Below are 11861 nucleotides of genomic sequence, written 5' to 3'. Positions count from 1 at the left end.
CTGAAAATCGAGAAAACCGGCGGGGAGCGTCGGACAATGGGAGGAGTGAACATGAAATCTCTTTTGAAATCGGCAGTCGCTGGCGCGGCCCTCATGGCTGCGTCATTCGCTGCACATGCGGCTGACATCAATATCGTTGTCGTCAGCCATGGTCAGGCATCGGACCCGTTCTGGTCCGTGGTGAAGAATGGTGTGGCGGAAGCTGCCAAGGATACGGGTGCCAAGGTTGACTATCGCGCGCCGGAAACCTTCGACATGGTGCAAATGGGCCAGCTTATCGATGCGGCCATCAACCAGAAGCCGCAAGGTATCGTCGTATCGATCCCGGATGCCGATGCGCTCGGGCCGTCGATCCAGCGCGCCGTCGCCGCTGGTATTCCGGTCATATCGATGAACTCCGGTTCCGATGCTTCCAAGAAACTCGGCGCGCTGCTGCATGTCGGTCAGGATGAATTCGATGCGGGCAAGGTCGCCGGCGAAGCCTTGAAAGAGGCCGGCGGCAAGAAAGGTATCTGTGTCAATCAGGAAGTGGGCAATGTCTCGCTTGACCAGCGTTGCGCCGGTTTCAAGGAAGGCTTCGGTGACGTGACCGTTCTGCCGACCTCCACTGATCCGGCGGAAAATGAAGCCAAGGTGCGCGCGGCGCTCGCCTCCGACACAGCGGTCGATACGATCCTGACCCTTAACGCGACGCTTGCCGGTGAGCCTGCCGTGAAGGCGGCAGCAGAAAGTGGCCGCAGCGGCATTCATGTTGCAACCTTCGATATGTCGGCAGGCTTCCTTGAAGCCGTCGAGAAGGGGCAGGCAGACTTCGCCATCGACCAGCAGCAGTTCCTGCAAGGTTATCTGCCGGTTTCGTTCCTGGCGCTCAATGCGAAATATGGCCTGATGCCCGGCGGCAATGTGCCTTCCGGCCCGAACCTGATCACCAAGGACAAGGCTGCCCAAGTAGTCGAGCTTTCCGCCAAGGGCATCCGTTAGAACCGGCAATATTTCGGCTCTGGCGGCCTGCAAATGGCACTGTTTTGCGCTTCCGGTGCTCATGTACCCAAAAGTACACTGCGCTCCGGTTCTCAAACCGCACCATTTTCGGCTCGTCAGAGCCAAAATTTCCTCCGGTTCTAAAAACACTTTCCATGACCCGCCCATAGCGATGGGCGGGAACGGGTGGTTGCACCCGAAGCTCGACAGCTGGGCATGAAGCAGCTGCGATGAGGCCTCAGGAGAAAATCATGAGCGAACCCATGTCCGAACCGAAGCCCGCGACGATTGCGGAGCAGCGAGACGAACGGCTGAAAACGGCAAGTCCGATCCAGCGGCTGCTCAGTCGCCCCGAACTTGGTGCGGTTTCCGGGCTCATTCTCATCACGGCTTTCTTCCTGACTACGGCCAACCCGGCAATGTTCACGGCGGCGGGCATCATGAATTTCATGGCGCCTGCATCGCAACTTGGTATTCTCGCGGTCGCCGCCGCGTTGCTGATGATCGGCGGTGAATTCGACCTTTCCATCGGCTCGATGGTGGCGTTTGCCGGTCTGATTTTTGCTGCGGCGCTTGTCGTCTGGCAATTGCCGCTTGGAGTGGCGATCATTATCACGCTTGTCTTTGCGGCGCTCGTCGGAACGGTCAATGCGCAGATCGTGATCAGGAGCGGCTTGCCGTCCTTCATCGTGACGCTGGCTTTTCTGTTTATCCTGCGTGGCCTGTCGCTTGTCGGCCTCAAATGGGCAACCGGCGGCGCGACGCAGCTTCGCGGCGTCAAGGAAGCAGTCGGCAACAGCGCGCTTGCGGGCTTGTTTTCAGGCGATGCGTTTCAGGGGCTGTTCGCCTGGATGGCCGAGCGCGACCTGATTGCCAAGTTCCCGAATGGCGAACCGACCGTAAAAGGCGTTCCCGTCGAGGTGCTATGGTTTGTCGGTGTGGCGCTGATCGCCACCTATGTTCTGGTGCGCACCCGCTTCGGCAACTGGATTTTCGCAGCGGGCGGCGATGCGCTGGCGGCGCGAAATTCCGGCGTTCCCGTGCGCCGCGTCAAGACCACACTCTTCATATGCACGGCCATGGCCGCAGCGCTGGTCGCCATTCTCACCGTGCTCGATGCCGGATCGACCGATGCGCGGCGCGGTTTCCAGAAGGAGTTTGAAGCGATCATCGCGGCTGTCATCGGCGGGTGCCTGCTGACAGGCGGTTATGGTTCGGCCATTGGTGCTTTCTTTGGCGCAATCATTTTCGGCATGGTGCTGATCGGCCTGACCTACACGCAGATCGATCAGGACTGGTATCTCGTCTTCCTCGGCGGAATGCTGCTGATCGCCGTTCTCTTCAATAATTTCATTCGCAAGCGCGCCACGGGCGAGCGCTGAGCCGGGAGGTTGCCATGACAATGACAACGACGATGCCGACGATTGAAATCCGTAATCTTGTCAAACATTTCGGGCCGGTTATTGCACTGAATGGCGTTTCGTTGAGCGTCGAGCCGGGGCAGGTTCATTGCCTGCTGGGCGACAATGGCGCGGGCAAATCAACGCTGATCAAGACGCTGTCCGGCGTGCACAAGCCGACGAGCGGTGACTTCCTTGTTGAAGGCAAACAGGTTGCGTTCAATAGCCCGCGCGATGCACTCGACCACGGGATCGCGACCGTCTATCAGGATCTGGCGATGATCCCGCTCATGTCGGTGATGCGGAACTTCTTTCTGGGTCGCGAGCCGACCAAGGGGGTTGGCCCGCTGCGCTGGTTCGACACGCAGTTTGCTGAAGACGTGACCCGTGAGGAAATGCGCCGGATCGGCATCGATGTGCGCGATCCACAGCAGGCCGTGGGCACGCTGTCCGGTGGCGAACGACAATGTGTGGCCATTGCCCGCGCTGTTTATTTCGGGGCGAAGATATTGATCCTCGATGAGCCGACCTCCGCGCTCGGTGTTCGCCAGACCGCGATGGTTCTCAAATATATCAATCAGGTGCGCGCGCGGGGTCTGGGTGTGATCTTCATCACGCACAATGTTCGCCATGCCCATGCGGTGGGCGACAAATTCACCGTGCTTAATCGCGGTGTGACGCTTGGCACCCGCACCAAGAGCGAAGTCGATATGGATGAATTGCAGAGCCTGATGGCTGGCGGTCAGGAATTGTCCGACCTGTCAGCCGAATTGGGCGGCAGGGTTTGATCGGGTCTCGGAGTTTGCGATGAGCGAGCAATTGAAAGGCAAGGTTGCTGTCATTACCGGCAGTACACAAGGGCTGGGTGCGGCCACGGCAAAGCTGTTTGCAGAACGTGGCGCCGCCGGTCTGGTTATCTGCGGACGGTCCGTGGAAAAGGGACGGGCGCAGGTCGATCTGCTGGAGAAGATCGACGCGCGCGCGGTCTTCGTTCAGGCCGATCTGGAAAATGTCGAGGATTGCAGAAAGATTTTAGCCGAGGCTGACCGGGCTTTCGGACGTCTCGATATTCTGGTCAATGCGGCGGGACTAACCGACCGCGGAACTATACTGGATACCTCGCCGGAGCTTTTCGATCGGCTGTTTGCTGTCAATACCAGAGCGCCTTTCTTTCTTATTCAGGAGGCCATCAAGCTTTTCCGGCGCGATGGCGTGGAGGGCGCGATTGTCAACATTTCCTCTATGTCGTCGATGGGGGGGCAACCATTCATCGCCGCTTATTGCGCCTCCAAGGGCGCGCTCGACACGTTGACCCGCAATGTTGCCTATTCGGTGCTGCGCAACCGTATCCGCGTCAACTGCCTGAATATCGGCTGGATGGCGACGGACGGTGAAGATCGCATCCAGCGCGAATTTCATGGTGCGCCTGCCAACTGGCTCGATGACGCCGCCAGAGCGCAACCCTTTGGGCGCTTGATCGATCCTGCGGAAGTTGCGCGCGCAATTGCGTTCCTGGCTTCGGAAGAATCGGGGCTGATGACCGGAGCAATCGTCAATTTCGATCAGTCGATCTGGGGCGCCTACGATGGTTCTCCGCACCCACAAGCACCGCTCTGAGTTGCATTACTGTGGCGTTTCTAACGCGATCTACTGAAAAACCACCTGTTTTATTGGGAGTATGCCGAAAAATCAGGCAGCAATCGCCATTCCTGCTTGCGCGCACAATTACAGGTAGTTAGAGCACCTTATTGCCTGTTTGATTCAGGCAGGGTGCTCTAAGCTGTTGTTTTAGCCGTGTTTCTGTAGACCATGATTTTCCGTTTGGTTGCATGATCCTTAGGCTGCGACGGCGGGCACCGACAACCGTTTCAATTGCGCTGAAAGGACGAATATCGTGGAGCAGGCAAAGAACGGGACCGGCAAGGGTGGACGCAAGGCGCTTTGGGCCGCCGTTGCGGTCATCGCGATAGCTGCCGCTGGTCTGACCGGATACAAGATCACGCTTCAGAACACCATCACGTCACAACTGGAAAAGCGTGGCGGCAAGGCTGCTTCCGTCGAAGCCGATTTCCTTGGGCGCATTCATCTGCGCGACGTGACGCTGCCGCTCAAGAACGGTTCTGATGTGCGCATAGGCTCGATCGAAGGCCGTCCGAAATTCCTGTTTCTGACCGGTATGCTAGATGCATCCGACATCAACACGCAGGTCGCCAATTACAAGATCTCCATTCCCCATGTGAAGATCGACGATGCGAGCTTTGATATTTCCACATTGCGCGAAACCTTTGGCAACAGCCAGCTGACCTTGCCGGAGCGCGTCGGTCGCTTCTCGGCCAAGAGCGTCGTCGCACCGGAAATCAATCTGGTTCAGACCATTGCGGGCAACGAGCAGAAAATCGTCTACAAGGACGTGAAGCTCAATGACATCCAGCAAGGCCACGTCGCCAGTTTTTCCGCCGCAAATACGACCTTTGAGTTTGCGTTCGACGCGCCCAAAGAGGACGGCGAAACAGTCCGCGACCAGATGCAGGGCTCAATCGGCCAGACGGAAGGCAAGGACATTGACGGTGTTTATCTGACGCGCCTTTATACGGAAAAGGCCGGACCGGACGACAAGGACGCCAAGCCGGTTTATGGCCCGTTCTCTGCCAAGAATATCGTCATGAAAAGCAGCGAAGCGAGCTTCGGCTACGACGAAATTCGCAGCAATGGTTTCAGCATGCGCATGCCTGCCGAACCGCTTCTGGAAACGGTTCAGAAACTCGAGGCGGTGAAGAACCCCGACGACCTGACGCCCGCAGAACAGCGCGAATTCTTCCTGCGCGTGCTGTCGATCGTCGATATGATTGGCAAGGGCGACATGGAGATGCTCGGCCTCAAGATCGAGCCCGCCGACGGCACCAAGGGCAAGGGCGACATTGCTCAGATTTCGATTGCGTTCGACACCAGCAAGGTGGACGCCACCGTGAAGGGCGTCAATATCGGCAACGGCACCGACTATATGAAAGTCGATGAAGTTTCCATGCAGGGCTTTTCCTGGGCACCGACTATGGAAGCCTTGAAGAAGTTCGCCGCGCTTAGCGATGAAGAGGCCGAAAACTTCCCCTTTACAACGCTTTTGCCTGAATTCGGCACCACGCGCGTTTCCGGTGTCGATGCTGATCTGCCTTATGAACCGGAAGCGGTTGATGATGTGACCGGCGCTGACGAAACCACAGACGATGCGACCGATCAGGAAACCGTCGATGCGGCGGGCGATGATGCAGCCGCCGCGACGGACGATCAGGGTGTCGATATCGCGGGTCCGGCACAGGATTCCACGGAAGAGCCTGCGACCGAAGGCGAAGAGGCGCAGCCGGAAGCTGCTGAAGAAGCAACGGTTCCAGCAGTTCCAGAGCGCATAAAATTCTCCATGAAGAATTACGAAGTCGCGCTCACCAAGCCGCAGAACGGTATCCCGTCCGATATTCGCGTAAGCTATGAGGATATGACGCTTCCGGTTCCGCATGGCAGTGACCAGATTTACGATCACCTGCGCAAGCTTGGCTATGACACGGTGACGATCTCCTCCAACATGGCGATGAACTGGGATGAAGCGAACCAGAATCTCGTCATTTCGGATATTTCCGTCAGCGGCAAGGACATGGGCCGCGTTTCGGTCAATGGCCTGATGGGCGGCTTCACCAAGGAGTTCTTCTCGGGCGACAAGGTGATGACGCAGGTTGCCGCTCTTGGCCTCAAGGCGCGTGAAGTGAAGGTGAAGGTTGAGGAAAAGGGCCTGCTCGCCAAGGCGCTCAAGCTTTATGGGGAAGAAAACGGCATGACGGAGGACGAAGTACGCAGCAACTTCTCCCTGATCGCCGCCGCCTTCCTGCAGGAACTGGCGACTGATCAGCCGAAGCTACAGGACGCGGTTACCGCATTCTCAAACTTCCTCGCCAAGCCGAATATTTTCGAGCTGACGGTCACGTCGAAGGCGGAGAAGGGCATTGGCGCGCTGGATATGATCGCGGCGTCGCAGGACCCGCTGTCGCTGCTCGACAAGGTGAATATCGAAGCCAAGGCCGAGTAAGCCATCTCTCCGGAACCATCGAGAAAAACGCCGGCTGCATCGCAGCCGGCGTTTGCATATGGACCGCCGTTTGAATAGATTTTCGCATCGAAAACGCCTCCAATCTGGAATCAGACACTATGCTGAAAAATATCAATCCGTTGCTGACCGGCTCGCTCCTCTCCATTCTCGCAGATATGGGGCATGGAGACGATCTCGTCATCGTGGACGCAAACTACCCGGCGCAGGCTTCCGGCGTGCCCGTGCTGGATTTTCCGGGCATCAGCGCCACGGCCATGGCCGAAGCCGTGTTGTCGGTTCTGCCGCTCGATGATTTTGTCGACATGCCAGCGGCTGTCATGCAGGCGCCGAACGAGACGCCAGCCATCTATGGCGAGTTTGAAGAGGTCATCGCTGTGGCCGAGGGGCGCAAGATCGCCGTCGATCCGGTGGAACGCTTTGCGTTCTACGCCCGCGCCACCGAAGCTTTCGCTGTGATCCGCACCGGCGAGCGCCGGCTTTACGGCAATATCATTTTCAAGAAGGGCGTTATCCGCTCCTGATCGTCGAAGACGAACCAATAAAAAGCCCGGGCCGTTGCGCCCGGGCTTTTGTTTCAGGAATTATTCCTGCGGCTTTTCATTCTGGCCCTTCATTGGACCGTGGGAGCCTTTTTCGCCGCCCTTATGGTGCTGTCCCATGCCGTGACGGCCTCCATGTGGACCTTTGCCACGGCGGTCCATATGGGCAGCGCGCATTTCGCTGCGGTCGAGCTTGCCGTCTTCGTTACGATCCAGCGCGGCGAATTCCTTCTTGCGCTGGTTTTCGATGGCCGTCAGGGTGATGTTACCGTCGCCCTTGACGTCGAGACGACGTTCCAGGCGGTCGGCTTCGCGCTTCACGAAACGCTTGAGCGCCAGCGCTTCAATTTCATCGCGAGACAGGGTGCCGTCGCCATTGGTGTCGGCGGCCTTGAGCTCTTCCATGCGGGAAAACTTTTCCAGATCGATTGGCCCGCGCTTGGTCTTGACGTCCTTATCCTGTGTAGCAGCCGCTTCCGTTGCTGGCTTTGGTGTATTCGCGTTGCTGCTTTCTTGTGCCAGTACAGGACCAGCAAGCATAGTCGATGCGATTACAGCGAGAAGTGCGGTTCTATATTTCATGGTTGCTTGACTCCATTACTCTTTACAGGGCGCCGTCAATTGGCGTGTGAGTAATGTGTGTCTTTTTAGATGAACCGCATATGAATGGGCCAATTAATTATATTTAATGAAACTGTAATGTACTCGCGACACGGTGTACGAGGTTGCAGCGAATGCGGACATATCCAGATGAACGATGAGGTTTATGAGGGGAAGATAATTGAAATTTTGATGCGATCGCAGGATCACTTCGTCGCCGTTCGTTACGGTGTCAATCAGCGGAAGCGTTTGTTTTCAAAAGAGAAAATGGTGGGTGATGTAGGGATCGAACCTACGACCCGCTGATTAAGAGTCAGCTGCTCTACCAACTGAGCTAATCACCCACTCGCTTTGCCGAGGCAGCGGCCCCGGTGAAGTGAGCGGGTGTATACCGGTCGATTTTCCAGCTGTCTACCCTCCAATAGAAAAATTTCGAAAAAAACTTGCGTCTTTGTGCAAAAGCCCGGAAATGCGGTGTTTTGGAAAATCCGGCTTTGCACCTTTTCCGGGAATATCGATCATTCATCCGCCAAAGTTGCGATTGCTTGAGCGAATCCCGAAGAATCGAATGCAAAAAGAATCTTGTTTTGATTCATTTTTTTGCTCTTCCAGCGTTGTAAGCGCGCCTGGCCGACTCCATATTCGCGAAATACTGGATTCGTGCTTGCGGATGTGTCCGCGCGGGAGGCGAAACAGGTTACGGCATCGGGGCGTATGCAAACGCTTCAAATGTCGCAGCCATGTCATCATTTTTTGATGCTTGTCTGAGAAGTTAGAGCATATAAATGTCTTGATCAGCGGATATTAAGTCCTCGATCAAAAATCTTCGCTGATCGATCAGCAAAACAAGCTCGAGCAAGGCGCGTCATGCACCGGATAGCCTTTGCGGAGAAAACCGAGGCGGGTAAACCGCTTCAAGATCCGGTTCGCGGCATTTGAGGAAAGCATGGAAAGCATTATCAGCGATCTCGGGCAGTTCATTTCCGATCATCGGGCATGGGCCGGACCTATTGTTGGTATCATTGCCTTCGGCGAATCTCTCGCGATCATTGGAATGTTCATTCCCGCCACCCCGATAATGATTGCCATTGGCGGCCTTGTCGGCGCTGGAATCATCGAGCCGCTGCCGGTTATTATCGGCGCCATCATCGGCGCGGTAATCGGCGATATCATCTCCTATTTCCTCGGCTGGTGGCTGGGCCGTAACATCATTCACAAATGGCCTCTCAATAAACATCGCAGCGGTGTGGCGCGTGCGCGCCTGCTGTTCCGCCGCTATGGCTTTTCTGCCGTCTTCCTCGGTCGTTTTTTCGGGCCGGTTCGCTGCACGGTGCCAATGGTCGCGGGCATGATGTCGATGGACCAGACGCGCTTCCAGACTGCAAACGTGCTGTCGGCACTGGTTTGGGCGCCGCTGATGTTCCTGCCCGGCTGGCTGGCTGGACGTGGCGCGGGCATCTTCGCCAAGATGGATGGCGACCATATGTTCTGGTTCGCCATCGGAATCACCGTGCTGACTCTGATCGTCACGGTCATCGGTGTGCGTTTCTTCAAGGCGCGTCCGCGCCGCGAGCGCAAATCGCGTCGGGTGCAAGTGTCGCCCGCCGAATAGGAATGAGGCAGACGCACTTGCCTGACCGGCGATCGTCTGCATAATAAGAGTGAAGCTGGCAGCGGATCGAAGCTTTTGCCTGCCAGCCTTTTGAATATATTGCGAACAACAACCGTATGTTTCGTATGCCAATTGGTGCCCGAGGTCGGCGAGAAAGCCGATACAGCGCCCTATAAAAGGTTCATCGCGCTTAATGCCCGACGACAGTTCTGACGATTCGTCTTACCGAAGTACCGGTTCCCTCGCGGGAACCTTTCACTTCATAGGCCTGAAGCCTCTCTCCGCCGCTTGTGGATTTTTTCGGCTGGATCGCGATTTTGCGTTCCGGCCCGAAAGCGTTTGCGCCGGTATCTCTGAATTCCGCTTTTTCTGACCCGTTTGGACGCTGTCTTTTTGATTCAGGTCAGCGATCTAAACATTTGTTTGTACTCACATATTGCCCGAAAATAGTCTTCGGGTTGTGTTCTAAAGGAGCCGACATATCATGGACTGGTCCATGGACTGGATTGCCGACCCCAATGCCTGGATAGGTTTGGTGACATTGGTGGTGCTTGAGATCGTTCTCGGCATCGACAATCTCGTCTTTATCGCCATTCTGGCCGATAAATTGCCCCCGCATCAGCGCAATCGCGCCCGCGTCATCGGTCTCGCTCTGGCGCTTCTCATGCGCCTTGTCCTGCTTGCATCGATTTCGTGGATTGTGACGCTGCGCGAACCGCTGATCGAAGTGATGGATATGTCGTTCTCCGGACGTGACATCATCATGTTGATCGGTGGTCTGTTCCTGCTGGCCAAGGGCACGATGGAACTGCACGAACGCCTGGAAGGCGCGCATGGTGCGAAAACCTCCCGTGTCGTCCATGCCGTGTTCTGGCAGGTCATTGTCCAGATTGTCGTCCTCGATGCGGTGTTCTCGCTGGATAGCGTGATTACGGCTGTCGGCATGGTGCAGCATCTGCCGGTGATGATGATCGCCGTCATTATCGCAATCGGCGTCATGATGCTGGCTTCCAAGCCGCTGATGGACTTCGTCAACAAGCATCCGACGGTGGTTATCCTCTGCCTTGGCTTCCTGATGATGATCGGTTTCAGCCTCGTGGTGGAAGGCTTTGGTTTTCACATTCCGAAGGGCTATCTCTATGCGGCCATCGGCTTCTCGGTGTTGATCGAAGCGGCCAATCAGGTCTCGCGCCGCAATCGTGAAAAGCTGGTGACGACCAACGATCTGCGTGAGCGGACGGCGGGCGCGGTTCTGCGCCTGCTCGGCGGCGGGCGCGGCGAGAATCCGCTTTCCGATACTGTTGACGTGATCGCCCAGCAGACAGCTGCCAATGACGTCTTCCTTCCGGAAGAAAAGGAAATGATCCGTGGCGTTCTGGATCTGGCGGATCGCCCGGTGCGTTCGATCATGTCACCGCGCAATGAAATCGAATGGCTCGACATCGATGAAAGCGAAGAGGATTTGCATGAAGCGATTCGCAAGCTTTCGCACTCGCGCGTTGTTGTTGCCCGCCGTCAGGTCGATGAATTTGTCGGCGTCGCTTCGGTTCGCGATCTGCTGCTCGACATGACGGACAAAAAGTCCATCGATTGGGATCAGGTCGTCAAGCAGCCGCTTGTCGTACACGAAAGCGCCAATGTGTTGCGTGTGATGGAGCAGCTGCGTGTCTCACCGGTGCAGCTTGCCGTCGTGGTCGATGAGCATGGCTCATTCGAAGGCGTCGTTACGCCGACCGACGTGCTGGAAGCGATTGCCGGGGAATTTCCCGATGAAGACGAGGAAGCATCTGTTGCCGAATCGGACGGGCAGGGCGGTTATATCGTCGACGGCTTTGTTGATATTCGCCGCCTGAGTGGTCTTCTGGAGCGCGATCTGGTGGATGACAGCGACCGCTATACGACGCTGGCTGGCTACGTGCTCTGGCACCTTGGCCACCTGCCGCTGGGCGGTGAAAGCTTCGTCGCGGATGGCTTCGAATTCAGGATCGACGCCATGAAGGGGCGCAATGTGGACAAGGTCCATATCAAGCCCGTCAATGACTACGAGGTGTAAGCTGGTATGATTTTGCGGGCGGCGGCTTGTCGCTCGCAAAATATTTCACTCTGTTAACTCCGATAAAATAAGTCGGTTATTGACATCTGCGCGGAAGCCTTCAAAATTAACCCATCGTTCATTGTTACGGCGAAAGCGTGTCTGGATTGAAGACGTGCTTTAAGGTCGGAAGCTTTGAGATGGGGACGCGACAACGCGGATAGGAGGCCTGGTTTAATGCAGAACTTGCAGGTGCTGACCACCGGAGTGAAAAACGCCTTCTTGGGCATTCCTGCGTTTTTGGCGCAGCCATGGCGGGAAATGAAATTGAGCGCTGAAGAAATCGCAGCGCGTCGGCGCAGCCGGTTGGAGCGCAGTGAGCATAATTTTCTGTGGTGCTGGCAGCATCGCGGTTTCTGGTAAGATTTTACGCAGAATAAAATATGGGCCGGGGGCGAAAGTCTCCGGCTTTTTTGTTGTGCTGTTTCTGATTTTTGACGCTTGAAGGAATAATTTTCTAACGCGCTTAGGCCGCTTGGGCGCATGTTCCAAGGACTCCGCAGAAAGTAGTTTATTGATTTAAATCAATGATTTAGGTTGATTT

General features: G+C 56.3%; 10 protein-coding genes and 1 tRNA gene. 9 read left to right on the top strand and 2 right to left on the bottom strand.

Annotation, left to right across the window (positions count from 1 at the left end; translation table 11 throughout):
• The first annotated feature begins 51 nt into the window (after positions 1-51).
• The 6 genes from HWD97_RS16220 to HWD97_RS16195 all read left to right on the top strand — a co-directional run bounded on the left by HWD97_RS16220 (position 52) and on the right by HWD97_RS16195 (position 6995).
• On the top strand, positions 52-981 hold the full coding sequence (locus HWD97_RS16220) for a sugar ABC transporter substrate-binding protein (RefSeq protein WP_109369351.1): 930 nt from the start codon (positions 52-54) through the stop codon (positions 979-981).
• A 251-nt stretch (positions 982-1232) separates the two neighbouring features.
• Entirely contained in the window at positions 1233-2363 is a 1131-nt protein-coding gene (locus tag HWD97_RS16215; RefSeq protein ID WP_109369350.1) for an ABC transporter permease, read from the top strand.
• A gap of 20 nt (positions 2364-2383) precedes the next feature.
• Positions 2384-3169, top strand: coding sequence for an ATP-binding cassette domain-containing protein (locus HWD97_RS16210; RefSeq protein ID WP_371830792.1), 786 nt, complete (start codon positions 2384-2386; stop codon positions 3167-3169).
• 19 nt (positions 3170-3188) lie between these two features.
• Positions 3189-3998 (top strand): SDR family oxidoreductase, encoded by an 810-nt coding sequence (locus HWD97_RS16205; protein ID WP_109369348.1) that lies wholly within the window; start codon positions 3189-3191, stop codon positions 3996-3998.
• Positions 3999-4275: 277 nt separating this feature from the next.
• Positions 4276-6453, top strand: a complete 2178-nt coding sequence (locus HWD97_RS16200) for a hypothetical protein (RefSeq protein ID WP_109369347.1) — start codon at positions 4276-4278, stop codon at positions 6451-6453.
• Between the two features lie 119 nt (positions 6454-6572).
• Positions 6573-6995 carry an RbsD/FucU family protein gene (locus HWD97_RS16195; RefSeq protein WP_109369346.1) on the top strand — a complete coding sequence of 141 codons (423 nt, stop codon included), beginning with the start codon at positions 6573-6575 and terminating at the stop codon, positions 6993-6995.
• Positions 6996-7055: 60 nt separating this feature from the next.
• Here HWD97_RS16195 and HWD97_RS16190 read toward each other — a convergent pair whose 3' ends face one another.
• Both HWD97_RS16190 and HWD97_RS16185 read right to left on the bottom strand, forming a co-directional pair.
• Positions 7056-7595, bottom strand: a complete 540-nt coding sequence (locus HWD97_RS16190) for an EF-hand domain-containing protein (RefSeq protein ID WP_109369345.1) — start codon at positions 7593-7595, stop codon at positions 7056-7058.
• Positions 7596-7881: 286 nt separating this feature from the next.
• Positions 7882-7957: transfer RNA gene (locus HWD97_RS16185), tRNA-Lys, on the bottom strand.
• A gap of 602 nt (positions 7958-8559) precedes the next feature.
• On the opposite strand from HWD97_RS16185, the gene HWD97_RS16180 reads away from it, so the two are divergent.
• The 3 genes from HWD97_RS16180 (at position 8560) to HWD97_RS16170 (ending at position 11680) form a co-directional block, all read left to right on the top strand.
• Positions 8560-9225: a DedA family protein gene (locus HWD97_RS16180; RefSeq protein WP_109369313.1), complete on the top strand. Its 666-nt coding sequence runs from the start codon at positions 8560-8562 to the stop codon at positions 9223-9225.
• Between the two features lie 484 nt (positions 9226-9709).
• Complete coding sequence (locus tag HWD97_RS16175) at positions 9710-11278, top strand: TerC family protein (RefSeq protein ID WP_109369312.1); 1569 nt, start codon at positions 9710-9712, stop codon at positions 11276-11278.
• Positions 11279-11494: 216 nt separating this feature from the next.
• On the top strand, positions 11495-11680 hold the full coding sequence (locus HWD97_RS16170; RefSeq protein ID WP_109369311.1) for a hypothetical protein: 186 nt from the start codon (positions 11495-11497) through the stop codon (positions 11678-11680).
• Positions 11681-11861 lie beyond the last annotated feature (181 nt).

Source organism: Ochrobactrum sp. C6C9, assembly GCF_022627935.1.
Classification (GTDB): Bacteria; Pseudomonadota; Alphaproteobacteria; order Rhizobiales; family Rhizobiaceae; genus Brucella; species Brucella teleogrylli.
The sequence above is the reverse complement of the archived record's forward strand: the minus strand, read 5'-3'. Positions and strand labels throughout refer to the sequence as shown.